This is a genomic window from Amycolatopsis sp. cg9, from assembly GCF_041346945.1.
In the GTDB taxonomy this organism is placed as follows: domain Bacteria; phylum Actinomycetota; class Actinomycetes; order Mycobacteriales; family Pseudonocardiaceae; genus Amycolatopsis.
Genome location: NZ_CP166850.1, coordinates 2,633,643 through 2,658,435, shown reverse-complemented (window position 1 = coordinate 2,658,435; position 24,793 = coordinate 2,633,643). Strand labels below are relative to the sequence as shown.

General features: G+C 70.9%; 24 protein-coding genes. 7 read left to right on the top strand and 17 right to left on the bottom strand.

The genetic code is table 11. From position 1 onward, the window contains the following. Positions 1-43: 43 nt before the first annotated feature. Complete coding sequence (locus AB5J73_RS12495; protein ID WP_370969867.1) at positions 44-1,339, top strand: D-arabinono-1,4-lactone oxidase; 1,296 nt, start codon at positions 44-46, stop codon at positions 1,337-1,339. On the opposite strand, the gene AB5J73_RS12490 is transcribed toward AB5J73_RS12495, so the two are convergent. The 3 genes from AB5J73_RS12490 to AB5J73_RS12480 are packed head-to-tail and all read right to left on the bottom strand — an operon-like array spanning position 1,336 to position 3,594. Then, on the bottom strand, positions 1,336-2,286 hold the full coding sequence (locus AB5J73_RS12490) for a ribose-phosphate diphosphokinase (protein ID WP_370969866.1): 951 nt from the start codon (positions 2,284-2,286) through the stop codon (positions 1,336-1,338). The two genes, AB5J73_RS12495 and AB5J73_RS12490, sit on opposite strands and share 4 nt — an antisense overlap. Then, positions 2,283-2,933, bottom strand: a complete 651-nt coding sequence (locus tag AB5J73_RS12485) for an SDR family oxidoreductase (RefSeq protein ID WP_370969865.1) — start codon at positions 2,931-2,933, stop codon at positions 2,283-2,285. Before AB5J73_RS12485 ends, AB5J73_RS12490 begins: the two co-directional genes overlap by 4 nt. Positions 2,934-2,943: 10 nt before the next feature. Continuing rightward, on the bottom strand, positions 2,944-3,594 hold the full coding sequence (locus tag AB5J73_RS12480; protein WP_370969864.1) for a hypothetical protein: 651 nt from the start codon (positions 3,592-3,594) through the stop codon (positions 2,944-2,946). A 421-nt stretch (positions 3,595-4,015) separates the two neighbouring features. Between AB5J73_RS12480 and AB5J73_RS12475 the strand changes: the two genes are divergently transcribed. The 4 genes from AB5J73_RS12475 to AB5J73_RS12460 all read left to right on the top strand — a co-directional run bounded on the left by AB5J73_RS12475 (position 4,016) and on the right by AB5J73_RS12460 (position 7,352). Then, positions 4,016-5,086, top strand: a complete 1,071-nt coding sequence (locus AB5J73_RS12475; RefSeq protein WP_370969863.1) for a CoA ester lyase — start codon at positions 4,016-4,018, stop codon at positions 5,084-5,086. After that, a complete protein-coding gene (locus AB5J73_RS12470; protein WP_370969862.1) occupies positions 5,083-5,934 on the top strand; it encodes a CoA ester lyase in 852 nt (283 codons plus the stop codon). The genes AB5J73_RS12475 and AB5J73_RS12470 overlap by 4 nt, the downstream gene beginning before the upstream one ends. Before the next feature lie 34 nt (positions 5,935-5,968). After that, on the top strand, positions 5,969-6,862 hold the full coding sequence (locus tag AB5J73_RS12465; protein ID WP_370969861.1) for an AAA family ATPase: 894 nt from the start codon (positions 5,969-5,971) through the stop codon (positions 6,860-6,862). A gap of 265 nt (positions 6,863-7,127) precedes the next feature. Further along, a complete protein-coding gene (locus AB5J73_RS12460; protein ID WP_370969860.1) occupies positions 7,128-7,352 on the top strand; it encodes a DUF4276 family protein in 225 nt (74 codons plus the stop codon). A 44-nt stretch (positions 7,353-7,396) separates the two neighbouring features. Here the strand turns inward: AB5J73_RS12460 and AB5J73_RS12455 are convergent, their stop codons facing one another. From AB5J73_RS12455 to AB5J73_RS12410, 10 genes are all read right to left on the bottom strand, one after another. Further along, positions 7,397-8,239 (bottom strand): CU044_5270 family protein, encoded by an 843-nt coding sequence (locus AB5J73_RS12455; RefSeq protein WP_370969858.1) that lies wholly within the window; start codon positions 8,237-8,239, stop codon positions 7,397-7,399. Further along, entirely contained in the window at positions 8,232-8,747 is a 516-nt protein-coding gene (locus AB5J73_RS12450) for an RNA polymerase sigma factor (protein WP_370969857.1), read from the bottom strand. Before AB5J73_RS12450 ends, AB5J73_RS12455 begins: the two co-directional genes overlap by 8 nt. A 62-nt stretch (positions 8,748-8,809) precedes the next feature. After that, on the bottom strand, positions 8,810-10,192 hold the full coding sequence (locus AB5J73_RS12445; RefSeq protein WP_370969856.1) for an amidase: 1,383 nt from the start codon (positions 10,190-10,192) through the stop codon (positions 8,810-8,812). Positions 10,193-10,201: 9 nt separating this feature from the next. Then, the gene (locus tag AB5J73_RS12440) at positions 10,202-10,957 is read right to left on the bottom strand and encodes an SDR family NAD(P)-dependent oxidoreductase (protein WP_370969855.1); all 756 of its coding nucleotides are present in this window, start codon (positions 10,955-10,957) and stop codon (positions 10,202-10,204) included. Further along, a complete protein-coding gene (locus AB5J73_RS12435; protein WP_370969854.1) occupies positions 10,954-12,366 on the bottom strand; it encodes an aldehyde dehydrogenase family protein in 1,413 nt (470 codons plus the stop codon). The genes AB5J73_RS12440 and AB5J73_RS12435 overlap by 4 nt, the downstream gene beginning before the upstream one ends. Further along, complete coding sequence (locus tag AB5J73_RS12430) at positions 12,359-13,132, bottom strand: ABC transporter ATP-binding protein (RefSeq protein ID WP_370969853.1); 774 nt, start codon at positions 13,130-13,132, stop codon at positions 12,359-12,361. Before AB5J73_RS12430 ends, AB5J73_RS12435 begins: the two co-directional genes overlap by 8 nt. Further along, entirely contained in the window at positions 13,129-13,860 is a 732-nt protein-coding gene (locus AB5J73_RS12425) for an ABC transporter ATP-binding protein (RefSeq protein ID WP_370969852.1), read from the bottom strand. Before AB5J73_RS12425 ends, AB5J73_RS12430 begins: the two co-directional genes overlap by 4 nt. Further along, complete coding sequence (locus AB5J73_RS12420) at positions 13,857-14,663, bottom strand: ABC transporter permease (protein ID WP_370969851.1); 807 nt, start codon at positions 14,661-14,663, stop codon at positions 13,857-13,859. The genes AB5J73_RS12425 and AB5J73_RS12420 overlap by 4 nt, the downstream gene beginning before the upstream one ends. Beyond that, positions 14,663-15,607, bottom strand: coding sequence for an ABC transporter permease (locus AB5J73_RS12415; RefSeq protein WP_370969850.1), 945 nt, complete (start codon positions 15,605-15,607; stop codon positions 14,663-14,665). Before AB5J73_RS12415 ends, AB5J73_RS12420 begins: the two co-directional genes overlap by 1 nt. Continuing rightward, entirely contained in the window at positions 15,604-17,094 is a 1,491-nt protein-coding gene (locus AB5J73_RS12410) for an ABC transporter substrate-binding protein (protein WP_370969848.1), read from the bottom strand. Before AB5J73_RS12410 ends, AB5J73_RS12415 begins: the two co-directional genes overlap by 4 nt. A 66-nt stretch (positions 17,095-17,160) precedes the next feature. Here AB5J73_RS12410 and AB5J73_RS12405 point away from each other — a divergent pair, with 66 nt between their 5' ends. Together AB5J73_RS12405 and AB5J73_RS12400 are read left to right on the top strand one after the other, a co-directional pair. Continuing rightward, positions 17,161-17,907, top strand: coding sequence for a FadR/GntR family transcriptional regulator (locus tag AB5J73_RS12405; protein WP_370969847.1), 747 nt, complete (start codon positions 17,161-17,163; stop codon positions 17,905-17,907). 10 nt (positions 17,908-17,917) lie between these two features. Beyond that, positions 17,918-18,958 (top strand): patatin-like phospholipase family protein, encoded by a 1,041-nt coding sequence (locus AB5J73_RS12400; RefSeq protein ID WP_370969846.1) that lies wholly within the window; start codon positions 17,918-17,920, stop codon positions 18,956-18,958. Here AB5J73_RS12400 and AB5J73_RS12395 read toward each other — a convergent pair. The 4 genes from AB5J73_RS12395 to AB5J73_RS12380 form a co-directional block, all read right to left on the bottom strand. Continuing rightward, the gene (locus tag AB5J73_RS12395; RefSeq protein WP_370969845.1) at positions 18,944-19,522 is read right to left on the bottom strand and encodes a class F sortase; all 579 of its coding nucleotides are present in this window, start codon (positions 19,520-19,522) and stop codon (positions 18,944-18,946) included. The genes AB5J73_RS12400 and AB5J73_RS12395 overlap by 15 nt on opposite strands. Beyond that, on the bottom strand, positions 19,519-20,271 hold the full coding sequence (locus AB5J73_RS12390; protein ID WP_370969844.1) for a hypothetical protein: 753 nt from the start codon (positions 20,269-20,271) through the stop codon (positions 19,519-19,521). Before AB5J73_RS12390 ends, AB5J73_RS12395 begins: the two co-directional genes overlap by 4 nt. Positions 20,272-20,330: 59 nt before the next feature. Next, entirely contained in the window at positions 20,331-21,371 is a 1,041-nt protein-coding gene (locus AB5J73_RS12385) for a PLP-dependent aspartate aminotransferase family protein (RefSeq protein WP_370969843.1), read from the bottom strand. Between the two features lie 73 nt (positions 21,372-21,444). Beyond that, positions 21,445-24,663, bottom strand: coding sequence for a penicillin acylase family protein (locus tag AB5J73_RS12380; RefSeq protein ID WP_370969842.1), 3,219 nt, complete (start codon positions 24,661-24,663; stop codon positions 21,445-21,447). Between the last annotated feature and the right edge of the window lie 130 nt (positions 24,664-24,793).

Sequence of the window (24,793 nt, the reverse complement as noted above, 5' to 3'; positions counted from 1 at the left end):
TTCACTTACTGTTTCGAGCACTCGACCGATGGAGGGCGCGCGGATGACCCGGTGGACCAACTGGGCGGGCACGGCGTCCGCCTCGCCGCAGCACGTTCACCAGCCGCGCAGCGTGGCCGAGATCGCCGCAGCCGTCGAAGGTGTCGCCGCGGCCGGCCGGACCGTGCGCCCCTGGGGCAGCGGGCACTCCTTCACCGCGATCGCCGTCGCCGACTCCGACGCCCTCGACCTGCGGTACTGGACCGGCATCGAGCGCGTCGACCTCGAAACCGGGCTCGTCACCGTCCGCTCCGGAACGACGATCAAGCAGCTCAACGCCGCCCTCGACGCAGTCGGGCTGGCCATGACCAACCTCGGGGACATCGACGCGCAGACCATCGCCGGCGCGATTTCCACCGGTACCCACGGCACCGGCGCGAAGCTCGGCGGCATCGCCACCCAGATCGCCGCGCTCGAGCTCGTCCTCGCGGACGGCTCGGTCGTCACCTGCTCGGCGGCCGAAAAACCGGACCTCTTCGCCGCCGCCCGCGTCGGCCTCGGCGCGCTCGGCGTGATCACCACCGTGACGCTCCAGTGCGAGCCGTCGTTCGTGCTGCGCGCGCAGGAACGGCCCGAGCCGCTGGAGCAGGTCCTCGAAGGCTTCCACGACTTCGCCGACGAGAACGAGCACTTCGAGTTCTACTGGTTCCCGTACGGCAAGAACGCGCTGGTCAAGCGCAACAACCGCTGCGAGACGGCCGAGCCGCTGAGCAAGGTCCGCGAGTTCGTCGACTACCAGATCATGGAGAACGTCGCCTTCGGCGGACTCTGCCGGACCGGCCGGCTGATGCCGCGGCTCGTGCGCCCGCTGAACAACTTCGCGTCGAACATGCTCTCCGCGCGCGAGTACAGCGACACTTCCCACCGCGTCTTCGTCACCGCGCGCAACGTCCGCTTCACCGAAACGGAATACGCTGTTCCACGTGAATCAGTGCTCGACGTGCTCGCCGAGCTACGGTCCGTGGTGCCGAAGCTGAAGGACCCGGTGATGTTCCCGGTCGAGGTGCGGGTCGCCGCGGCCGACGACATCTGGCTGTCGACCGCGCAGGGCCGCGACTCCGCCTACATCGCCATCCACCAGTTCGTCGGCATGCCGTACCGCGAGTACTTCAGCGCGTTCGAGAAGATCGCCGGCGCGGTCGGCGGCCGCCCGCACTGGGGCAAGATGCACGACCTCGACGCCGGCGTCCTCCGCTCGCGCTACCCGCACTTCGACGACTTCCTGCGCGTGCGCAAGGAAACCGACCCGAACCGCGTCTTCACGAACACCTACCTGGACCGGGTGCTGGGCTCCGCCTAAAACAGGGCGGACACCGATTCGCCGTTGTGGATCCGGCGGATCGCCTCGGCCATGGCCGGCGCGATCGAGAGGATCTTCAGCTTTTCGGTGCGCTCTTCCTCCGGCACCGGCACGGTGTTCGTGCAGACGATCTCCAGCACCTCCGGCCGGCCGCCGATGCGCTCGATGGCCTTCGCCGCGAACAGCCCGTGCGTGCAGGCGACGCGGATCGAGCGCGGCTCCAGCTCGGCGAGCTTGTCGAGCAGCTCGATGACCGTGCTGCCCTTGGCGATCTCGTCGTCGAGGACGATGACGTCGCGGCCGGTGATCTCACCGATCACCGAAGAGATCTGGACGCGGTCGTCCGGGAAGCGCTCCTTCGCGCCGGCCGCGACCTGGACGCCGAGCAGCCGGGCGAAGTGCGACGCCTCTTTCGCGTTGCCCAGGTCGGGCGAGACGACGGTGGTCCGCGAGAGGTCGTACTGGCGGAAGTGCTTGGCCAGCTCCTGCAGTGCGTGCAGGTGGTCGACCGGGACGCTGAAGAAGCCGTGCACCTGCGGCGAGTGCAGGGTCATCGCGAGCACGCGGTCGGCGCCGGCCGTCGTCAGCAGGTCGGCGACCAGGCGGCCGCCGATGGAGATGCGCGGCGCGTCCTTCTTGTCCGAGCGCGCGTACGAGTAGTGCGGCATCACGGCGGTGATCCGCGACGCCGACGCGCCGCGCGCCGCGTCGAGCATCAGCAGCAGCTCGACCAGGTGCTCCTGCACCGGCTTGACCAGCGGCTGGATGATGAAGACGTCCCGTTCGCGGCAGTTCGCCTGCAACTGCACCTCGAGACAGTCGTTCGCGAACCGCCGGACCTCGGCCGGCCGCAGCGGGACGCCGAGGTGGGCGCAGATCTCTTCGGCCAGTTCGGGGTGTGCGCTGCCGCTGAAGACGGCGATCTCTCTCGAAGCCTCGTTGATCACAGCGCGGCGATCGCTTCGCCGATGGCGTCCTCACCCGAGATCAGGGTCAGGGTGCGCCGCGCGGTCTCGGGCGCGTCGAGCAGGGCGACGAGCACCGCGGCGACGTCGTCGCGCGGGATCGGACCGCGGCCCGTCTGCTCGGCCAGCAGCACCAGGCCGGTGCCGGGGTCGTCCGTGAGCGATCCCGGCCGGAGGATCGTCCAGTCGAGATCGCGAGCCTTGAGGTCGTCTTCCGCCGCCCGCTTGGCGCGCAGGTAGTGCCGGAATTCCTCGGTGACGTCGGGGTTCTCCGGGTTGTCGGCGCCGATCGAGCCGACCTGGATGTGCCGCCGGACCCCGGCCCGCTCGGCCGCTTCGGCGAACAGCGCGGCGGCACCACGGTCCACAGTGTCCTTGCGAGCGGTGCCGCTACCCGGCCCGGCGCCCGCGGAGAACACCGCAGCATCAGCGCCCTTCAGCACTTCGGCGACGGCGTCCACATCGGAGTTCTCGAGGTCCAGCACCACGCCTTGGGCGCCGGCGGCTTCGAGATCCGCCGCGTGGGCGGGGTTTCGGATGATGCCGACCGCTTCGTCACCGCGCGCGGCGAGCAGCCGCTCCAGCCGCAGCGCGATCTGACCGTGTCCACCAGCAATGACGACTCGCATGGAGCCGACCCTAGTGCGAAGCGGGCGCCTCTGCGGTCCGGAGCAGGTGGTCGTAGACCAGCTCGTTCACCAGGCGGGAGACCGGGTCCTCGGCGAGCAGCACGCGCTCGGTGCGGCCTTCGAGGTCGAGGTCGACGACCGCGTTCGGGTCGGCGGTCACGACGGCGAGGCCGTACGCGCGAGCGCGCGGGAGACAGTTGCCGACGTAGTCCTCGGTGAGGACGGCCGGCGACGGGAGCACCATCGCGGCCTCGCCGTAGCGGGCGAACGGAACCGCGGAGGCCATCGCGGTGCGCCAGTGGCGCGCGACGGCCAGGACGCCGACGATCTCGGCGGCCGGGGCGGGGGCGGTTCCGGCCAGCTCCGGCCAGGTCCAGGTGTCGACGGTGGCACGGTCGGCCACCGGGCCGGCACCCATCGCGATGCGCTCGGCGTGCACGTCGGTGCGGAGTTTGGCGACCACGCAGACCTTGCGGCCGAGGATCGTGGTCTCGGGCAGGACGACGCCGTTCCAGCCCAGCTGGGCCGCGGCGGCGCGGGCGAGTTCGTCGACGCTCGCGGGGAGCTCGATCGGCGGCACCACGCGGCTCGGCATCGACCGGCTGCGCTTCGCGCCACCGGCGACCGTCGAGCGCTCGGTGTTCTGAGGTGTAGCCGCCACGAGTCCGCCTCCTTCTTACCTGCACCGCTTCGTGACCGGTGAAAACCGGCACCTCACTTGTCTAACAGCGCGGCGGCGCGGCGTCGCCGGGTAAGGCGCGTGGCTGCGATCGGCGGCGCTCAGCGGTCGATGACCGGTCGGTAGGCGGTCATCCGACTTCGGTCGAACGGTGCGGCCAACCGAGTGATCGCGAGGTGAGTGGCATTACCGTCCGCCCGCGACCGACTACCCGGGGCCGAACACCCCGGTCCGGCCCGACTAGCCCGTTCGGCGCAACCCCGGCAAAATCCACAGTGGACGCAGGGCGCTGAGCTGCGGTTGTCCGCCGTCACCCGGCCGGCGGTGAGCTACGCCGCAGCGGTGACGGGCGCCCGCGACTAAAGTTACCGATCAGTCACTTAGTCGTCGCCGTGGAGGACCGATGCGCTCCCCGAAGGACTTCTTCGCCCCGCTCGCCCTGGGCGCGCCCGCCCCGGTGCGCGAGATCCCGGTGACGCCGTCCCGGATGATCCACTTCTTCGACCCGGGCAACGAGAAGATGGCCGCGAAGGTGCCGGACATCGCCAAGAAGGTCGACGTCCTGCTCGGGAACCTCGAGGACGCCGTCCGCGCCGACCGCAAGGAGGCCGCGCGCGCCGGGCTCGTCTCGATCGCGAAGGCCAACGACTTCGGGAAGACGCAGCTGTGGACGCGGGTCAACAGCCTCGACTCGCCGTGGGTGCTCGACGACCTGGTCACCCTGGTCACCGAGATCGGCGACAAGCTCGACGTGATCATGGTGCCGAAGGTCGAGGGCGCGCCGGACATCCACTACGTCGACCGGCTGCTGGCCCAGCTCGAAGCGCGGGCCGGCCTGACGAAGCCGTTGCTGGTGCACGCGATCCTCGAAACGGCGAGCGGCGTGGCCAATGTGGAGGAGATCGCCGGCGCGAGCCCGCGCATGCAGGGCATCTCCCTCGGCCCGGCCGACCTGGCCGCGAGCCGCCGGATGAAGACGACCCGCGTCGGCGGCGGCCACCCGGGCTACCTGGTGCGGACCGACCCGACCGGCGAGGACCTGACCGCGGGCCGGACGACCTACCAGCAGGACCTCTGGCACTACACGGTGGCGCGGATGGTCGACGCCTGCGCGATGCACGGGATCCTGCCGTACTACGGGCCGTTCGGGGACATCCGCGACGTCGTCGCGTGCGAGGACCAGTTCCGCAACGCGTTCCTGCTCGGCTGCGTCGGCGCGTGGAGCCTGCACCCGGTGCAGATCGCCATCGCGAAGAAGGTGTTCTCGCCTTCGCCGTCCGATGTGGCCTGGGCGCGGCGCGTCATCGCGGAGATGGGCGACGGCACGGGCGCCGTGATGATCGACGGGAAGATGCAGGACGACGCGTCGGTGAAGCAGTGCCGCGTGGTCGCCGAACTGGCCGACGCCCTCGCGGCGGACGACCCCGAACTCGCCGCGGCGTACGACGCGGCCACCAAGGAGATCCTCGGATGACCACGCCTCGGCGCTCTGTCCTCTACATGCCCGGCGCGAACGAGAGAGCGCTGGAGAAGGCCAAGACCATCCCGGCCGACGCGCTGATCCTCGACCTCGAGGACGCCGTCGCCCCCGACGCCAAGGAAGCCGCGCGCGAACGCGTGTGCGCGGCGGTCGGTTCGTACGGCTCCCGCGAGGTGACGATCCGGGTCAACGGCCTGGACACCGAGTGGCACGACGCCGACCTGCGCGCGGCCGCCTCCGCCGGCCCGGCCGCGGTGGTCGTGCCGAAGGTGAATTCGGCGGCCGAGGTGCACAACATCGAGCGCGCGCTGGAACTCGGCGGCGCACCCGAGCACACGAAGATCTGGGCGATGCTCGAGACGCCGATCGCGATGCTGCACGCGGCGGACATCGCGGCGGCGTCCGACCGGCTGACCGTGCTGGTGCTGGGCACGAACGACCTGGCCAAGGAGCTGCACGCGGAGTTCGTCCCGGGCCGCGGGCCGCTGCTGGGCGGGCTTTCGCTGTGCCTGCTGGCCGCGCGCGCGACCGGCAAGGTGATCCTCGACGGCGTCTACAACGACGTGAAGGACCTTGAGGGGTTCGAAGCGGAGTGCGAGCAGGGCCGGCAGTACGGGTTCGACGGGAAGACGCTGATCCACCCGGCGCAGGTCGAGCCGTGCAACCGGATCTTCGCCCCGTCCGAGGCGGAGATCGACCGGTCGCGGCGGATCATCGAGGCGTACGAGGAGGCGCGCGCCGCGGGCCGCGGGGTGGTCACCGTGGACGGCCGGATGATCGAGAACCTGCACGTCGACAACGCGCGGCGGGTGCTGGCGCTGGCCGAGGCCGTCAAGAGCTGACGCGGATGTCGGTGGTCGCCCGTAGAGTGAGGCCATGGCCACGCAGCCGCTGAAGTCGATCGGGATCGAGGGTTTCACCTCGATCCGATCGGCGACCGTTGCACTCGGTCAGCTCAACATCCTCGTCGGGGCCAACGGCGCCGGAAAGAGCAACTTCGTCCAAGCGCTCGAACTGCTCGGCAGGATCGTCGATGGCGAACTCGGCCTTTTCGTCGGCCTCAACGGCGGAGCTTCCGCCCTGCTCACCGGCGACGGAAGTGCTCGGGCACGGGCACCGGGAGACCCGGCTGGTCGAAGAAGCCGAGCGCCGGCCGGGCCGGATCGCGGCGCACGTCATCCAGCTGCTCAAAGGCTGCGAGGTCTTCCACTTCCACGACACCAGTGCCGACGCACCGGTGAAGCGGCTGGTGCCGACGGCCGACAACCTGACACTGCGCAAAGACGCGGGCAACTGGTGGCGCCCTTCTTCCGAGATTTTGTGCTGCGCCCCGACAGCAACGACCGGATCCTGCTGCGCTGGCAGCAGCAAGATTCGGACGCGGTTTTCTCCGGCAACCAGATGTCGGACGGCACCCTCCGGTTCGTCTGCCTCGCGACGTTGCTGCTCCAGCCGGAGCTACCTGCTCTGGTCGTGCTGGACGAGCCCGAGCTCGGCCTGCACCCGTTCGCGATCGTTCAGCTCGCGGGACTGCTGCGGCAGGCCTCGGCACGCAGCCAAGTGCTGATCGCCACGCAATCCGTGACACTCATGAACCAGTTCGAGATCGAAGACTTGATCGTCGTCGAACGCAAGGCCGGCGCTTCCGAGTTCACGCGGCCCGATCTCGCCACCCTGCAGGAGTGGCTCGACGAGTATTCCCTGGGTGAGCTTTGGGAGAAGAACCTGCTCGGCGGACGCCCCGGCCGGGAAGAGCCAGCCGGCGCATGACGACGCACTACCGGCGGATGCACGTCCTGGTGGAGGGGCAGAGCGAAGAGATCGTCGTACGAAACGTGGTCGATCGTCGTCACGAAGCGATCTGCGTCTGGTTCGAGCCACCGCGGTGGAGTGACCAGCTGGGCGAAGCTCGAACGAGAGATCCGGCTCCTCCTCCAGGACACCGGCCTGGCCGTTCTGACCACTTTGTTCGATTTCTACGCGTTGGGTCTTCGCGGCCGCCGAGCAATTGGGGTGGTTGCTGCCCGATCCCGGATTGACCGAGCGGCTCAAAGCCGACGCGACAGACGCGGGTGGTCCGGAGCTGGTCAATGACGACCCGGCGACAGCACCTTCCAAGCGCCTGATCTCCTACTGCGAGGCCTACTCGAAGGTGAACGACGGTCCGTTGGCGATCGCCGACCTCGGCATCGAACCCCTTCGCGCGCAATGCCCTCACTTGGACAAGTGGTTGTCGACGTTGGACACCATCGAGCCTTGATCCGCCACGCCGGTGGCCGGGTGGTGCGCCCGGCCACCGGTGGCTCACTTCGGCAGGTCGTCCGTCCACTCGGCACTGACCGCGTACGTGGCACCGTTCGCGTCCGTGGCCGGTTTGCCGTCCGGGCCCAAGAACACCGATGAGCCGTCGACCTGGCCGGTCGCCGGGTCGACGACCAGGCGGCCGCCGCCGGGGAGGTGGACGCTCCGGTTGTCCAGCGCGTGCACGCCCGGGTACGCGGCGATCGCGCGGAATGCCGCCGCCCGCACCGCCGGGGGCGATGGCACGGTCGACACCAGGTCGATCAGGGACTGGAGCACCGCCGTGTCCCGCTGGTTCGCGGGGATCCCGTGCCGCGTCAGCCCTTCCGCGAGCCAGTCGCGCAGGGCCGCCGGGTCGGCGGGGAGCGTCAGGATCCGGCTGAGGGTGACGTCGTCGTCGCCGTTGAGCCGGATGGGCCGCGGGCGAGGCATGAGCACCGCCTTGCCGTGGGTGTTCTCGCCGCGGTACCACTCCTGTCCGTCGGTGGTGGTCCAGTACTCCCAGGTCTCCTTGCCGACCTTCGTCGTCGAGTGCCAGTACTTGCCGGTGCCGACCTGGGCGTGCTCGGCGACCGTGGCGGCGGCCAGCAGGACCGCCGGGCGGGTGTCGACCGGCGCCACCGCCTGGGGTGGCGGCGGTGGGACCGGGGTGCCGGGCAGGGTCGCGACCACGACGGCGGCCGCGGCCGTCGCGGCGGCGAGCCCGGCACCGATCACGAACGGGCGGACGCGCCTGCGGCGGCCGCCGAGCACGTGGTTGCGCAGCCGGTGGCGGCTGCGGTCGACGACGTCCTGGCCGGGTTCGGCGGGCAGCAGTGCGGCCCGCAGCGTCTGCAGGTCATCCATCGGAGGCCTCCGGGGCGAGAACAGGGGCGAGCTTCTTGCGGGCACGCGTCAGCCGGGAGCCGACCGTGCCGGGAGAGATGCCGAGCGCTTCGGCGACTTCGGCGTAACCGAGGTCGGCGAGGGCCACGAGCAGCAGGACGTCGCGTTCGCCCGTGGTCAACCGCGCCAGCGCTTTCGCCAGTTGCCCGCTGAGGACGACGCGGTTCTCGTGGCCCTCGACCGGCCGGGGCAGCTCGATCCGGGTGAGGGCGCGGTAGTGGCGGGCCTCCTTGCGGCGGTGGCGTGAAACGAGGTTCGTCGCGATGCCGAACAGCCAGGCCCGCAGGTCACCGCGCGCGGGGTCGAACGTCGTCCGGCGGTCGTAGGCGACGAGGAACGTCTCCGCCGCGACGTCTTCCGCGGCCTGGGCGCCGAGGCGACCGGCGACGTAGCGGTAGATCCCGGCGAAGTGGCGGTCGTGCACCTCGGTGAACTGGTCGGCGCCGGTCACCGGGGCTGCCTCGGTCATGGAGATCCTTCCCTTCGGCGACAGCTTCACCACCACTTCGCCGCGGGCCCGGATCTTCTTCCCTACCCGATCGGCCAGGGTCGCTGCGGCTCGCGAAGGCCTTCGTACGCGGCAGCGGCGCGCAGGACGCCGACGTCGTCGAAGCGGCGGCCCGCGATCTGGAGGCCGATCGGGCGGCCGTCGTCGGTGTAGCCGCAGTTCAGCGAGACCGCGGGCTGGCCGGACATGTTGTACGGGACGGTGAACGCGATGTGCTCGAACGGGCGGGCCGGGTCGTTCGTCGGGGACGCCCACTCCGCCGGCGGGGCCGCGACCGGGCAGGCCGGGGACAGCACGAAGTCGAACGCCGCGGTCGCGCGCAGCGCCGCGACGCTGATCGCGTCGATCTGGGCGAAGCCCCGGTAGACGTCGACGCCGGCCACGTCCGCGCCGCCGGTGGCCCAGTCCGCGATGTACGGGAGGACCTTCGCGCGCCGCTCTTCCGGCAGGGCCTGCAGGTCCGACCAGGCGCGGGTGCGCCAGAAGACGTCGAGGCCGTCGAGCATTTCGCGGGTCAGGAACGGGCCGACCGGCTCGACCACCGCGCCCGCGGCCTCGAAGGCACGAGCCGCCGCGGTGATGGCGTCGCGGGTGGCCGGGTCGACCGGGAGGCCGACGCCGGGGTCGAGGTGCAGGCCGATGCGCAGCCCCGCCAACGAGACCTCGAGTGACCAGTCCAGGTCCGCCGGCGGCAGGCTCAGGTGGTCACGCTCGTCGGGCGCCGCCAGGACGCTCATCAGCAACGCCGTGTCCGCGACCGTCCGCGTCATCGGGCCCGCCACCCGCCCGAGGAACGGCGGGTCGACCGGGACGCGGCCGAAGCTCGGCTTCAGGCCGGTCAGGCCGCACCAGCCCGCGGGCAGCCGGATCGAGCCGCCGATATCCGTGCCGACGTGCAGGGGTCCGTAGCCCGCCGCGGCCGCCGCGCCGGCACCCGCGCTCGAGCCGCCCGGGGACGCCGAGGTCAGCCACGGGTTGCGGGCCGTCTCGTGGAAGCTCGACAGCCCGGACGTCAGCATCCCGTAGTCCGGCATGGTCGTCTTGGCCAGCAGGACGCCGCCGGACTCGCGGACCCGCGCGGCCGCCGGGGCGTCTTCGACGGCCGGGGTCAGCGCGGTCGCCGCCGTGCCCAGCGGGACCGGGGTGCCGCGGGTCGCGATGTTCTCCTTGAGCGTCAGCGGGACGCCGTCGATCGGACCCAGCGGCTCGTCGGACGCCCATCGGGCTTCGGACGCCTTCGCGTCGTCGAGAGCGCCTGAGGGGTCGTACGCGTACAACGCGTGCAGCTCCGGCTCGCGCGCGTCGATGCGGTTCAACACCGCTTCGGTCACCTCGACCGGCGAGAGCGTCTTCGCGCGGTATTGCGCGACGAGTTCGACGGCGGTCAGGTCGGGCAACTCGGTCATGCGCGCTCCTTACGAGGCAGGCGGTTCGAAGCGGCCGTCGACGGCGGTCCAGCCGCCGTCCACCGCGAGCACGGAGCCGGTGACGAACGACGAAGCGTCCGAGGCGAGGTACACGACCGCGCCGGCGAGCTCGTCCGGACGCGCCCAGCGCCCTAGCGCGCCCTTCGCCGCGTACGCGTCGTACCACTCCGGGTTCGCCTTGATCTGCGCGGTCAACGGCGTCTCGACGACGCCGGGCGCGATCGCGTTGACCCGCACGCCGGCCGGGCCGAACTCCGCCGCCGCCGTCCGGAACAGCTGGACGAGTCCCGCTTTCGTGGCCGCGTACGGGCCCTGGCCGGGCTCGACGGTCGTCCCGCGGATCGACGAGAAGCCGATGATGCTCCCCCGCCCGCGCGCGACCATGTCGGCGCCGAAGACGCGCACGACCTCGAACGCCACGCCGAGGTTCAGCGCGATGACGCGGTCGAACTCCTCGCGCGTGTAGTCCAGCAGGCGCTTGCGGACGTTCGTCGCGGCGGTCAGCACGACGACGTCGAGCGGGCCGAGGTCGCTCGCGGCCTGGTCGAGGGCGCCGGGGGCGAGCAAGTCGAGCTCGTACGCCTCGCCGACGCCGGCCTCGCGCGCGGCTTCGAGGTCGCGGTCCGCGCACACCACGTCGGCGCCGTGCGCGGCCAGCGCGCGGGCGGCTTCGCGGCCGATGCCGCCGGCGCCGAGCACCACGGCCCGGCGGCCGTCCAAGCGGAACAACGTCGAGTAGTTCACGGGCGCAGCACCGCCATCCTGGTCACGGTCAGCTCTTCGACGGCGAACCGCGGTCCTTCGCGGCCGATGCCCGAGTCCTTCACCCCGCCGTAGGGCATGGTGTCCGAGCGGAAGCCGGGCACCTCGTTGACGACGACGCCGCCGACCTCCAGCTCGTCGAGCGCGCGGAACGCCGTGTTCAAGGACTTGCTGTAGACGCTGGCGTGGAGGCCGTAGCGGGACGCGTTGACCGCGGCGAACGCTTCGTCCACATCGGACACCGTGCGCACGCAGACGACCGGGCCGAAGATCTCTTCGTCCCAGGCTTCGACGCCGTCCGGGACGTCGAGCAGGACGGTCGGCCGCAGCACCGTCCCGTCGACGCCACCGCCGACCTGACGGGCGCCGGACTTCTCGATCCACGCGGCGACGCGCTCGGTGGAAGCGGGGTCGATCAGCGCGGACACCCGCGTCTTCTCGTCCCGCGGGTCGCCGGCGACGACCTCGTCGAGCCGCGCCAGCAGCCGTTCGGTGAACTCCTCGGCGACCGACGCGACGACCAGGACCCGCTGCACCGAGATGCACGCCTGGCCGGACGCGTAGAACCCGCCGCGCAGCACGGCGTCCACCGCCGCGTCCAGGTCGGCGTCGCCGGCGACGACCAAGGCCGCGTTCGAGCCCAGCTCCAGCAGCGTCTTCGTGGGCGCCGCGTCGCGGGCGATCCGGTGGCCGACCGCGGCCGAGCCGGTGAAGGACACCGCGCCGATCCGCCGGTCGGTCGTCAGCGCCGCGCCGACGGCCGCGTCGCCGGTGACCAGCTGGACCATGGCGGGCACCGGCGCGAGCGTCCGGACCAGGTGCACCAGCCACAGCGTGGCCAGCGGCGTCGGGGGCGCCGGCTTGACGATCACCGGGCAGCCCGCGGCGATCGCGGGCGCGATCTTGTGCGACGCCAGCAGCAGCGGGTAGTTGAAGCCCGCGATGCCGACGACCACGCCGATCGGCTTGCGCTTCCAGAACCCGACCAGGCCGTCGCCCGCGGGCAGGAGGTCCAGCGGCACGGTCTCGCCGTGCAGCCGCGACACCTCTTCGGCCGCGGCTTCCCAGGTGACGATCGTGCGGGCGACCTCGACGCGGCAGTCGACCAGTGGCTTGCCGGTCTCCAGCACGAGCAGGTTCTCGAACTCTTCGCGCCGCTCCCGCACCGCCGAAGCGACGTCGTTGAGCAGCGAACGCCGGACCCGCGAAGGCAGTGAAGCCACTTCACGCGCGATGGCGACAGCTTCGTCGACGGCCTGCCGAGCCAGCTCGGGAGTGCCGACCGGCGCGGTGCCGATGACGCTCCCGTCGAAGGGGAAAACGATTTCCTCGGCATCCACAGTGGACACCCAGCCCGCTCCGACCGGCAGGCCGCCGGGGTACTCAGCCATCGTCGCCTCCGCTCAGCCGGGCCAGCTCGGCGCGCAGGTTCGGCGCGGCGGCCAGCAGTTCCCGCGTGTACTCGTGCTGTGGCGCCCCGTAGACCTCCTCGACGGCGCCGAGCTCGACGATCTCGCCGCGGCGCATCACGGCGACGCGGTCGCAGACGTGCCGGACGACGCCGAGGTCGTGAGACACGAAGATCAGCGTCAGCGCGAACTGCTCGACCAGCTCGGCCAGGAGGTCGAGGATCTGGCCGCGCACGGAGACGTCGAGCGCGCTGACCGGCTCGTCGGCGATCAGGACGCTCGGGTTGGGCGCCAGCGCGCGGGCGATGGAGATGCGCTGCCGCTGACCGCCGGAGAACTGGTGCGGGTAGCGCTGGGCCGCGTCGACGGGCAGGCCGACGGCGGCGAGCAGTTCGGCGACGCGATCGGGTTCGCGGCGGCCCAGCGGTTCGGAAATGATGTCGCGCACGCGCATGCGGGGATCGAGCGAGCCCATCGGGTCCTGGAAGACGATCTGCAATTCCGACCGCAGGAAACCGAGCCGGCGCTCCGGCAGGTTGTCGACACGTCGCCCCTGGAACGAGACCGTGCCCGCGGTCGGCTTGTCGAGCGCGGCCAGCAGCCGGACCAGCGTCGACTTGCCCGAGCCGGACTCGCCGACGATGCCGAACCGCTGCCCCGCCTCGACGTCGAAGCTGACGCCGCGTAGCGCGTGGACGTCCCGGCGGGCGTACCGGCGTTCGAGGTCGCGGACTTCGACGATGCTCATCGGCGGGCCTCCAGGTCCGAAGCGGCCAGGAGCTTGCGGGTGTACTCGTGCTTCGGCGCCGTCAGGACTTCGCGCGTCGAGCCCGCTTCGACGATCTCGCCGTCCAGCATCACGAGCACGCGCTCGCACACCGACGCCACCACGGCGAGGTCGTGCGTGATGAACAGGAGCGCACTTTCACGTGAAAGTGCCGTCTTGATCAGGGAGAGGATCTGGGCTTGCACGGTGACGTCGAGCGCGGTCGTCGGCTCGTCGCAGATCAGCAGGGACGGCTCGTTGGCGAGCGCCATCGCCAGTACGACCCGCTGCCGTTGGCCGCCGGAGAGCTGGTGCGGGTACGCGCGGGCCGTCCCCGCCAGGCCCACCGCGGAAAGCAGGTCTTCGGCGCGGTGGCGGCGGCCGTGGATCCGGCCGGGCTCGGTGACCTGGCGGCCGACGCGCATGGCCGGGTTCAACGCCGTCATCGGCTCCTGGAACACCATGGCCAGCTCGTCGCCGCGCACGCGAGAAAAGTCCTTTTCGGACATTCCGAGCAGTTCGCGGCCGTCCAGGGAAATCGAGCCGGACGCGCGGAGGTCCTCCGGCAGCAGGCCCATGATCGACAGCGCCGTCAACGACTTCCCGGACCCGGACTCGCCGATCAGGCCGACGCGCTCCCCCGCGCCGATCTCGAACGAGACGTCACGGACCAGCGAAGAAACGCTGAGGCCACGCACCGAAAGAGTCATACGCGGGCCGCCAACCGGGGGTCGAGGCGGTCGCGCAGGCCGTCGCCGAGGAGGTTGAAGCCGAGCACGGCGACGGCGATCGCGATGCCCGGCACCAGCGCCAGCCGCGGGTGCACGGTCAGGAGTTCTTGGGACTCCTGCAGCATCCGGCCCCACGACGGCGTCGGCGGCCGCGTGCCGAAACCCAGGAACGACAACGCCGCTTCGGCGAGCACGGCGATCGCGAAGGACACCGAAGACTGGACGATCAGCAGGCCGGAGATGTTCGGCAGCACGTGCCGCACGGCGATGTTCGGCCGCGACCGGCCGCCGGCCCGCGCGGCGAGCACGAACTCGGTGCTCATCACCTGCAGTGTCCCGGACCTGGCGATCCGCGCGAACGACGGGATCGTGGCGATGCCGATCGCGACCATCGCGGTCAGCGTGTCGGCCCCGAACACCGCGCCGAACATGATCGCCAGCAGCAGCGCGGGGAACGCGAGCACGAGGTCGTTGACCCGCATGACGAACTCGCCGAGCCACCGCGGGGACATCCCGGCGAGGATGCCCAGCGGCGTGCCGATCACGGCGGCGATGCCGACCGCGACGACTCCGACGTACAACGTCGTGCGGGCGCCGACCATGATCTGGCTCAGCAGGTCGCGGCCGAACTTGTCGGTGCCGAACCAGTGGGCCGCGCTCGAGCCGAGCAGCCGGTTCGCCGCGTCGACCTTGACCGGGTCGAACGGCGTCCAGACGAACGAGAGCGCCGCGGCCAGCACGACCAAGCCGACGAGCACCCCGCCCAGCACCAGATTGCGCATCACGAACCCCGCAATCGCGGATCGAGCACGGTGTAGAGGACGTCGACGACGAAGTTCACCAGCAGCACGCCGACCACCAGGACCAGCACGATCCCCTGCACGGTCAGCAGGTCGCGGGACGCGACGGCGTCCAGCAGCATCGAGCCCAGGCCCGGCAGCACGAACACGCGCTCGACGACGACCGCGCCGATCAGCAGCGTCGCCAGCTGCAGGCCGAGCACGGTGACCACGGGGACCGACGCGTTGCGCAAGCCGTGGCGCACCAGCGCTTGTCCCGGCCGCAGGCCCTTGGACCGCGCGGTGCGCAGGTAGTCCTGGCCGAGCGTGTCGAGCACGGCCGACCGGACGTACCGGGTCAGCACCGCGCCCTGCACCAACCCCAGCGACAACGCCGGGAGGACCAGGCCGCGGACGAACTCGCCGAAGTCCTGGTCCGGTGGCGTCCACCCGCCGGACGGCAGCCAGCGCAGCTGCACCGCGAAGATCTGCACGAGGATGATCCCGGCCAGGAACGCGGGGATCGCGACGCCGATCTGCGACAGCCCGGAAACGCCGGCGCCGGTCGCCTTCCGGTGCTTCACCGCGGCGAACGTGCCCGCGGGAATCGCGATCACCAGCGCCACCAGCATCCCCGCGCCGACCAGCCAGAGCGTGACGCCGAGGCGGTCGAGCAGCTGCGGGCCGATCGAGTCGCGCGTGACGTAGGAACGGCCGAAGTCGCCGTGCAGCACGCCACCGATCCAGTCGAAGTACTGCGTGACCAGCGGGCGGTCGATGCCGAACTCCGCGCGCGTCTTGGCCAGCAGCTCCGGTGTCGCGTTGACGCCGAGCGCGACCTGCGCCGGATCGCCCGGCAGCACGGCCATGAACAGGAACACCACGATCGACGCGACCAGCACGCTGACCACGAAGATCGCCACCCTGCGCAGCACCTTGGCGGTCATCGCGGGGCCAGTCCGGTGAGGTCGAACGACTCGCTCACCTGGTTCTGGACGAACCCGCCGACCTTGGCCTTCGCCACGATGACGTTGGGGAACAGGAAGAGCCAGTCCGCGGCGGCGTCGGTGTTCAGCTGCCGCGCCACCTGCTTCATGTCCGCGACCTGCTGCTCCGGCGTGCCGCTGTCGGCGTCGGCGAGCAGCTGCTGGACGCGCTTGCTGTCGTAACCCCAGTAGTACTTCGGTTTCCCGAACGTCGTGATGTCGCGGGCCTCGACGTGCTGGATGATCGACAGGTCGTAGTCGTGGTCGGTGAACACCTGCTTCAGCCACACCGCCGGGAAGTCGAGCGGCTCGATCGTGGTCCGCACGCCGACGTCGGCGAGCTGCGACTGGACGACCTGCGCGGCCGACACCGCGTACGGCAGGTTCGGGATCCGCAGCCGCAGGTTCAGGTTCGTCGCGCCGGCTTCGGTCAGCATCGCCTTGGCGCGGCCGGGGTCGAACGGGTAGACGTTCGAAAGGTCCTCGTACCAGGGGTCGGTCGGCGGGACCATGCTGCCGATCAGCGTGCCGCGCCCGGCCCACGCCGTGTCCAGCAACGCCTTGCGGTCGATCGCGTACGTCAGTGCCTGGCGCACGCGGACGTCGTTCAGCGGCGCCCGCGCGTTGTTCATGGCGAGCGTGACTTCGGAGTTCGAGGTGCCCTGGACGACCTGGAACCGGTCGTCGGCCTGGAACTGCGGGATCGAGTCGGGCGCGGTGATCGCCGAGATGACGTCGATGCCGTTGCTGGACAACGCGTTGTTCAGCGCGGTCGGATCCTTGATGTACTTGAGGACCACCGTCGAGTACGCCGGTTTCCGGCCCCAGTACGCGGGATTCGCCTTCAGCACCACGGAGTCGCCGCGCTTGCGCGCCGCCACGACGTACGGCCCGGTGCCGACCGGCTTGGTCGCCAGATCGGCCACCCCGGTCGGGCTGAACATCGCGCCGAGCCGGCTGGTGAGGCTGAACAGCCAGCCGTTGGACGGCTTCGAGAGCACGACCCGCGCGTGGTCCGGCGCCACGACGTCGACGTGGTCGACGACGTCCATCGTGGACTTGATGGAGATCGTCCAGTCGGTCTTCACGCGCAGCAGCGAGAACTTGACGTCCTCGGCGGTGAAGGGCGCGCCGTTGCTGAACTTGACGCCCGGTCGCAGCTGGAAGTCGTAGGTCTTCCGGTCCGGGCTGATCGTCCACGACTTCGCGAGCAACGGCACCACGCGACCCTGTGAATCGAGCTTCACCAGGCCTTCGTAGACGTTGTAGAGCAACGCCTGCGGGATCGCGGCGCCGTCCGTGCGCGTGAAGTCGAAGTTCGCCGGTTCCGCCGTGAAGCCGACCGAAAGCGTGTCCGGACCAGCGGAAACGCTGGCGGACGAGCCGGCCGAGCAGCCGGACACCACGAGCAGCAGCGCCGCTGCCAGCACGGGAATCCGGGCTTTCATCGGGCCTCCAGGTCGGTACACTGGTCTGACCAGTAGCCTGCACGCGACGGACGTCGAGGTCAAGGGATGCGGTTCGAACCGGTGGCTCCGGTCCGCGCGTACGAGCGGGTCGTCGAGCAGATCGAGCAGGCCGTGATCAGCGGCGAGCTCAAGCCGGGCGAACGGCTGCCGAGCGAGCGCGAGCTGATGACGCAGTTCGGCGTCGGCCGCTCGACGATCCGGGAAGCCCTGCGCGTGCTGCAGGCCGCCGAGATGATCCGCTCGCGGCCCGGCGACCCGCGCGGACCCGAGGTGCTGGCCGCGTCCCCGGCCGCGTTGCACCGCTCGATGCACCGGCTCGCGCGGGCGAACCACGTCGGGCTCGCCGAACTCCTGCAGTTCCGGATGATCCTCGACGGCTCGGCCCACCTGCTCGCGGCCGAGCTGCGCACGGAAGACGACCTGGCCGGCCTCGACACGGCGCTGGAGTCCATGCGCGAAGGCGTCTCGCGCGGGTACGCGGAGTTCAGCCGCGCCGACGTCGCGTTCCACGAGGTCATCGCGCGGATCTCGCGCAACCCCCTGCTGGTGGTCAGCGAAGAAGTCGTCCGCGGGGTCGTGCTGGAACTGATCGAGGACAAGCTCGAGCACGCCAGCAACCGGACGTCGCTGATGCGCACCTGGCTCGCGCACCACGCCGAGGTGCTCGACGCGATCCGGTCCGCCGACGGCGCCGGTGCGGCGCACCTGGCCAAACAGGCGTTGTACGACAACTACGCCGAATACGTCCCAGCACCGCAACGCCCGCTGCTGGCGCCGTTGCTGCGGCCCTAGACTCGGCCGGGTGGACGCGGCGAAACGGGACGGTGTCGGGCTCGCGCTCTCCGGGGGTGGTTACCGGGCGATGCTCTTCCACGCCGGCGCGCTCTGGCGGCTCAACGAACTCGGCTGGCTGCCGAAGCTGACGACCGTCTCCAGCGTCTCCGGCGGGTCGATCGCGGCCGGGGTGCTGGCGCACGCGTGGCACAAGCTGTACTTCGGCGACGACGGCGTCGCGGAGAACTTCGGCAAGGAAGTCGTGCAGCCGCTGCGGAAACTGGCCCGCACGAACCTCGACATCCCGGTGACGCTGAAAGCGCTGGCCATGCCGTGGCGCAGCGCGGGCGAAGAACTCGCGCGCCGCTACGCGAAACACCTCTTCGGCGACTGGCGCCTCGCGGACCTCGACCCGGGCGGACCGAACTTCGTGTTCACCGCGACCAGCCTGCAGGACGGTTCGCTGTGGTGGTTCTTCCGCCAAGCCGGGCCGCACGGGCAGATCCCCCTCGCGACCGCGGTCGCCGCGTCCTCGGCCTTCCCGCCGCTGCTCTCGCCGGTCGTCATCCCGGATCCGCACCAGCCCGACCGCAGGATCGTGCTCAGCGACGCCGGCGTGTACGACAACCTCGGCCTGGACCCGATCGAGAACCAGCGCGCGACCGTCCTGGTCAGCGACGCGGGCAAGAAGATGAAGCACGAGGAAAAGCCGCGGCACAACTGGCCGATGCAGTTGTTCCGCGTGCTGACCGTGATGGACAACCAGGTCCGCGAGCTGCGCACCGGCTCGCTGCTGAAGTCCTACCAGGACAAGCTCTTCGCCGGGACGTACTGGGCGACCTACAGCGACATCTCGCACTTCGACCTGCCCGACGCGCTGCCGGCGCCCGTCGAGCGGACCCGCGCGCTGGCCGTGACGAAGACGCGGCTCGCCCGGATGTCGGAGAAGACGCAGGACCACCTGATCAACTGGGGCTACGCGGTGTGCGACGCCGGCATGCGCCGCTGGGTCTGCCCGGGAACCACGCTGCAGCCGGAGTTCCCGTACCCCGGCTCAGGCGTCGGCTAGGTTCGCGTAGACGACGATGTTGTCCCGGTAGGAGTGTTCGGCGTGGTCGAACGCGCCACCGCAGGTGATCAGCCGCAGCTCGGGCTTGTCGCTGTTGCCGTAGACGGCGTCGCGCGGGAACGTGTCCTTCGGGACCTGCGTGACGCGGTCGACGACGAACTTCAGCTTCTTGCCGTCGCTGCGGTCGACGTCCACTTCGTCGCCCGGGACGAGGTCCTTGAGCTTGTAGAAGATGCCGGGCTTCTTGTCACCGTCGACGTGCCCGAGCACGATCGCCGGGCCGACGTCCCCGGGCACCGGCGAGAGCTTGTACCAGGCCGCCTGCATCGGCGTGTGCACCGACGGGACGGAGATCGCGCCGTCGGGCTTGACCGCCACCGCGAGCAGGCTGGACTCCGCGCCGATCTTGGGGATCTTCACCGACGTCGGCCGGAGTCCCTTGAACGGCACCGTCACCGGCGCCGACGGGGGCACCGGGGCGGCGGCTTTCGGCTGCTCCGGGGTGCTGCAGGCGGCGAGCGCCAGCACGAGGGCGAGTGCGGCACCCGCCCGCCGGGCGCTCACCAGGCCGTGCCGCCGAAGCCCGTCTCGACCCCGCCCTTGGGCGCGACCTTGACCTGGGCCTTCGGGGCGCTGTTGCCCGGCGCGGCCGACGTCGGCGTAGTCGTGGCGGACGTCGCCGTGGTGACCGGCGCGGTGCTGGACGGCACGGTGCTCGACGACGAAGTGCTGGTGCTGGTGACCGGCGGCTGCTCCTGCTCGAACTCGACCAGGCCGTTGCCCTCGACGCCGTCGCAGGTCCAGCTGAACTTCGCGGTCGTGGTGCCGGCCGGGGCGTCGACCACGCGCACGGAGTAGTTCCAGTAGCGGCCGTCGGCCTCGTCCTGGTCGGGGCCGCCGGTGACGCTCAGGTACTGCGTCGCGACCGCGCCCGGCCGTCCGGCCGCGCAGGCGATGACCAGGACGCCTTCGCCGCCGAGGCCGACGAACCCGTGGCCGACGTTGTCCTGGTAGTCGTCCTTCGGCGGCTCGCTCGGCACCGTCGTGGTGGCCGTGCCGGGGGCGTCGGTCTGCACCGGGCCGGTCACCGACGGTGTCGTGGTGGTGCCCGTGGTCTCCGACGTGGACGGTGCCGTCGTCGTGGTGGTCCCGGTCGTGCTCGGCGCCGTGGTGGTCGTCGTTTCGGACGACGTCGTCGTGGTCGTCTCCGGCGTGGTGGTGTCCGTCTGGGCCAGTGCGGCCGGCGCGGTGGCGGCGGTGATCAGCGCACCCGCGGCGGCGATGCCCGCGACCCGGCTCAGCGTTCTACCCACGGTGGACTCCCAACGGCGAGGACTGCGATGCCGGACTATCGAGGCGTCACCCGTCCGCGTTACTCCGGGAGGGCGAAGCGCAGGTCCTGCCAAAGGTCCTCGGGATCCTCCAAACCGACGCTGAACCGGATGAGCCCGGGCGGCACGCGCTCCTCGCCGGCCAGCCACGCCCGCCGTTCGACCAGGCTTTCGACGCCGCCGAGACTGGTCGCCGACCGGATCAACCGGACGGCCGCGCAGAAGGCGTCGGCCGTCTCGGCGTCGGCCAGGTCGAACGCGACCATCATCCCGAAGCCCGGGTAGCGCACGCGCCGGACGGCGGGGTGCCCGGCCAGCCGCTCGGCGAGCAGCGCGGCGGTGCGGGACTGCTCGGCCAGCCGGACCGGCATGGTCCGCAGCCCGCGCAGGGCGAGCCACGCCTCCAGCGCGCCCGGCGTCGACCCGACGCGGGTCCGCGCACCCTTCAGCTCCTCGGCCACCGCCGGGTCCTTGGCCACGGTGATGCCGAGCAGCAGGTCGCTGTGCCCGCCGATGGCCTTGGTCGCGCTGTGCACGACGACGTCCGCGCCCAGTTCGAGGGGCCGCTGCAGCAACGGCGTCGCGAAGGTGTTGTCGACGACGACCCGCCCGCGCGCGGCGGCGGCGATGGTCTCGATCGCCATCACGTCGAGGGTGGGGTTGGTCGGCGACTCGAGCCAGACCAGGTCGGCGGTCGCGGCCTCGGCCACCCAGGCGCCGGTGTCGGTCGGCTCGAGCTCGGTGACGGCGAGCTTGCCGAGCTTCTGCGCGTGGGCCAGCACCCCGCGCGTCACGGCGTAGCTGAATGTCGGCACGACGACCCGCGACCCGACCGGCAGCAGGTCCAGCACGGCGGAGAGGGTGGCGACCCCGGACGCGAACGCCGTCGCGTACCCGCCTTCCAGCGCGCCGACGGCTTCTTCGAGGGCCAGCCAGGTCGGCGTGCCGTCCCCGCGCGCGTACACGAAATCGCCACCGGCCTGGTAGGTGCTGGTGGCGACAAGCGGAGTGTTCAGGGGTTCGCCGGGGCCGTGCGGGCGGCCGGCCGCGATGGCCTTGGTGCGGGGCGTCCAGTCGTCCATGCGATCACGGTAACCCGGCGCCGAGGTGGGTAGGCCGGGCCGCCCGCGCGTCCGCGGACGGCCCGGCCTGGTCTCAGTGCGCGTACACCTCGAACTCGTACAGCGAGTAGCCGTACTTCGTGCCGCGCTGGACGCCCTGCAGCTTGACGAACCGGGCCTGGGTCGCGGCGAACGAGACGTTGTCCTGCCCGCCGTCGCCGTCGGTGACCGAAGCCGCGTCCGTCCAGTTCACCGCGTCCGAAGAGAGCTGGATCTTGTAGCTCTTCCCGTACGCCTTCTCCCAGCTCAGCAGTACCCGGCTGACCTGCTGGACCGAGCCCAGGTCGACGGTGATCGCCTGGTCGTCGCTCCAGTCGCTGGCCCAGCGGGTCGAGGCGTTGCCGTCGATCGCGTTCGACGCCGGCGAGTTGTAGAGGCCGGTCTCGGCGCTGGTGGCGCTGACCGTCTTCCCCGGCGCGAGGTTGGCGATGTTGTCACCGCGGTGCGCGGCGTACTCGACGACCTGCTGGAACGTCGGGCGGTTCTGCCAGCTGATCTTGTCCTGCGTGATGCCGCCCAGCGGGTTGTGGACGATCGTGTCGGCGCACCACTGGTCGCCCGCGGAGCAGCTCGCGTCACCGGGGTACACGGTGTTCGCGGCCTGGCCGGCGGCGGTGGTCAGCGAGTCGACGAGCGCCTGGCGGCACGTCGTGACGTTGCCGCCGCCGCAGAACGTCTGGCCGAGCGGGCCGGCCACCGGCTGGCCGAGCACCTGCCGGATGTCCTTGCTGACGTAACCCCACCAGCCGAACTGGAACGACGAACCCTTGTTGGGCTGGCCGGTGTGCTGGCCGTTGCCGTTCTGCCAGCCGGACGGGCTTTCGTTGATGCCCAGCACGCCGGTCATCGCGTTGTAGGCGTCGTCGCCCATGCCCGGCTTGAACTCGGCCTGGACGAGCAGCGGCCACCAGGCGTCGAAGATGCGGATCGCGTCGGCGTCCGCGTACGCCTTGCTGCCGGCCGACGTCTCGGTACGCAGCTGGCCGTGGGAAAGCCACGTCTTGAGCTTCACCTCGGCGTCCGCCGCGGCGCCGGTGGTCGGCGTCTTGTCGAGCACCTGCAGCAGCAGCGGCAGCACGCGCTCGGCGCGCAGGTCGGCCAGCGCGGCCTCCTCCATCGCCTGGGTCAGGTTGACCCGGGTGACCTTGGTACCGCTGGAGATCAGCTTCTTCACGCGCGAGTCGAGCAGGTCGACGCGGTGCACGGCGGACTTGTCCGCGCCCGCCGCCGCGTAACCGTTGGCCTGCGCGTTGTTCCAGCTGACGTAGTAGTCCTGGTTGACCGACTGCGGGTGCTGCGACGCCGGCGTGTAGGTCGCGACGTTGCCCGCCGGGTTCCAGCCGTTCCAGTCGTGGCCCTGGTCGCCCCACACCGGCATGTTCGGGTCCACATTGGACTGCCGGGACGGGTTGCTGCCCGAGTTGAAGTAGGCGATGTCCTTGGAGTCGGCGTAGAACCAGTTGAACGTGTAGTTGATGTCGGCCGCGGCCTTCTGGAAGTCCGTCGCGGACTTGACGAAGCCCGGGTCGTTCAGCTCCTGGAAGCCGATCAGCGAATCGACCTCGTGGAAGTAGGACGAGCGCAGCGCCGCGTACGCCACCGGCTTGCCGCCGACCGTCGCCCGGCTCTGCACCGGCCCGTACTTCGTCCGGTAGCTGCGCAGGGTGTACGAGCCCGCCGCGGTCCCGTCGGCCACGGTCGGCTTCCACGCGTTCTTGACCTCGACGGTCTCCATCGGGATGCACTGGCCTTGCCAGGTGTAGTAGTTCGAGTCCTTCGTCGGCGCCTTGCCGCTCGGGTCGCACAGCGTCAGCGCGTAGGTGTCGATGATGTCCTGCGCGGACGTCGTCGCGCTCCACGAGTAGTCCTGGCCGCGCCCGAGGAGCGTGTACATGCTCAGGCCGGCGAAGGCCGCGCCGCGCGAGCTGATGCCCGGGCCCTGCAGTTCCTGCAACAGCAGCAGCTGCGGGGCGAAGTAACCGGTCTGCGGGCCGAACACGGCGACCGGGTGGCCGCTGGCGGTCTTCGCGCCGGAGACGAGCAGCGCGTTGGACATGCCGTGCTTTTCGCTCAGCATGTTGCCCGGCAGCACGCCGTCTTCGAACATGCCGCGGGCGGGCTCCTGGTCGGCGGGCGCGGCGACGTCCACAGTGGACGGCGTCGCGGTCGAAGCCGAGCCGGTCTTGTCGAACACGAGCTGCTGCCCGGTCACCGAACCCTTGTCCGGCAGGGCCTGCCCGACCGCGTTGGCCGGCGTCTTGCCGTACGGGAAGGTCTGGCCGTCGTGCAGCGTCTTGACGGCTTCGGGGTCGTCCTCGGAGCGCAGGCTCTGCCACACCTTCTCGCCCTGGACGACGCCGTACTTCTCCTGCATCGCGAGCTTCGCGATGGCGTTCTGCACCTCGCCGCCGCCGCCCGCGCCGAACTCGGCGCCGACCAGCGAGGCGAGCGCGACCAGGTCGGGCAGCTTGAACGGGTCGATCGACCCGGCGTTGGTGATCGAGTCGACGTGCCCGGTCAGCACGTACTCGCCCGGGAAGTACCGGCCGTTGTAGGAGTCGTTGATGTACTTGTTGATGCCGTCGACGTAGGCCTGCGCGTCGGCGAGCCCCTGCGCCCCGCGCGGGCCGCTGCTCGCGACGCGGTCGATCTGCTGCTGCAGCTCGGCCTCGGTGTACGGCGCGTTCGCGAAGAACTGCTGCTCCAGCTCGCGGTTGGCTTCCGCGCCGCCGGCGAACGGGGTGACCTGCCCGCGCGCGGCGTGGCGCAGGACGTCCATCAGCCACAGCCGGTCCTGCGCGGCGGCGTACCCGGCGCCGAACTCGGTGCCGGCGCGGGTCGTGCCGGTGATGTGCGGGACGCCGAGGGCCTTGTCCCGCACGATCGTCACGTCCGAGCGCGGCTTGGTCGTGCTCGCGACCTGGTCGGCTGCGACGCCGAACGACGAGTCGTTGAAGTACTGGTTGATCGCGCTCGTGGTCAGCGTCTTGTACCCGTTCGCCAGCGACGAGTACTTCCCGAGCTGGTCGGCGGCGTGCGCCGGGCGGGTACCCAGCAGCTTGTGCGCCAGGATGTCCGCGAGGGTGGCGTTGCCGTTCTCGCCGGGCGGCAGGATGTCGCTGCACTGCCCGCCGCAGTAGTCGTCGGGCGACACGGCCGCCTGCGCGGCCGGCGCGGTGACGGCGACTTGGGTCAGCCCGGCCACGAGGGCCCCCAACGCCGTGAAGGTCAAGGCTCGGATGCCTCGTCGCATACCGGGCTCCCCTCAGCTCAGAAGAGTGACGAAGCGCACGCTACCGAGCAGTAGGACAAGTGTGAAGAGTTTTCGCGTTTTTCCCTCCTTGGGCGTAGGCCGATCGGCGCAGCCCCTCACGCGTGGGTAC

Excerpts from the sequence above, each read along its gene's own strand:
- AB5J73_RS12405 (WP_370969847.1), top strand. The coding sequence starts at position 17,161 with ATGCGGTTCGAACCGGTGGCTCCGGTCCGCGCGTACGAGCGGGTCGTC.
- AB5J73_RS12425 (WP_370969852.1), bottom strand. The coding sequence starts at position 13,860 with ATGACTCTTTCGGTGCGTGGCCTCAGCGTTTCTTCGCTGGTCCGTGAC.
- AB5J73_RS12445 (WP_370969856.1), bottom strand. The coding sequence starts at position 10,192 with ATGACCGAGTTGCCCGACCTGACCGCCGTCGAACTCGTCGCGCAATAC.
- AB5J73_RS12495 (WP_370969867.1), top strand. The coding sequence starts at position 44 with ATGACCCGGTGGACCAACTGGGCGGGCACGGCGTCCGCCTCGCCGCAG.
- AB5J73_RS12470 (WP_370969862.1), top strand. The coding sequence starts at position 5,083 with ATGACCACGCCTCGGCGCTCTGTCCTCTACATGCCCGGCGCGAACGAG.
- AB5J73_RS12430 (WP_370969853.1), bottom strand. The coding sequence starts at position 13,132 with ATGAGCATCGTCGAAGTCCGCGACCTCGAACGCCGGTACGCCCGCCGG.
- AB5J73_RS12435 (WP_370969854.1), bottom strand. The coding sequence starts at position 12,366 with ATGGCTGAGTACCCCGGCGGCCTGCCGGTCGGAGCGGGCTGGGTGTCC.
- AB5J73_RS12415 (WP_370969850.1), bottom strand. The coding sequence starts at position 15,607 with ATGACCGCCAAGGTGCTGCGCAGGGTGGCGATCTTCGTGGTCAGCGTG.
- AB5J73_RS12450 (WP_370969857.1), bottom strand. The coding sequence starts at position 8,747 with ATGACCGAGGCAGCCCCGGTGACCGGCGCCGACCAGTTCACCGAGGTG.
- AB5J73_RS12455 (WP_370969858.1), bottom strand. The coding sequence starts at position 8,239 with ATGGATGACCTGCAGACGCTGCGGGCCGCACTGCTGCCCGCCGAACCC.
- AB5J73_RS12475 (WP_370969863.1), top strand. The coding sequence starts at position 4,016 with ATGCGCTCCCCGAAGGACTTCTTCGCCCCGCTCGCCCTGGGCGCGCCC.
- AB5J73_RS12380 (WP_370969842.1), bottom strand. The coding sequence starts at position 24,663 with ATGCGACGAGGCATCCGAGCCTTGACCTTCACGGCGTTGGGGGCCCTC.
- AB5J73_RS12410 (WP_370969848.1), bottom strand. The coding sequence starts at position 17,094 with ATGAAAGCCCGGATTCCCGTGCTGGCAGCGGCGCTGCTGCTCGTGGTG.
- AB5J73_RS12465 (WP_370969861.1), top strand. The coding sequence starts at position 5,969 with ATGGCCACGCAGCCGCTGAAGTCGATCGGGATCGAGGGTTTCACCTCG.
- AB5J73_RS12420 (WP_370969851.1), bottom strand. The coding sequence starts at position 14,663 with ATGCGCAATCTGGTGCTGGGCGGGGTGCTCGTCGGCTTGGTCGTGCTG.
- AB5J73_RS12485 (WP_370969865.1), bottom strand. The coding sequence starts at position 2,933 with ATGCGAGTCGTCATTGCTGGTGGACACGGTCAGATCGCGCTGCGGCTG.
- AB5J73_RS12385 (WP_370969843.1), bottom strand. The coding sequence starts at position 21,371 with ATGGACGACTGGACGCCCCGCACCAAGGCCATCGCGGCCGGCCGCCCG.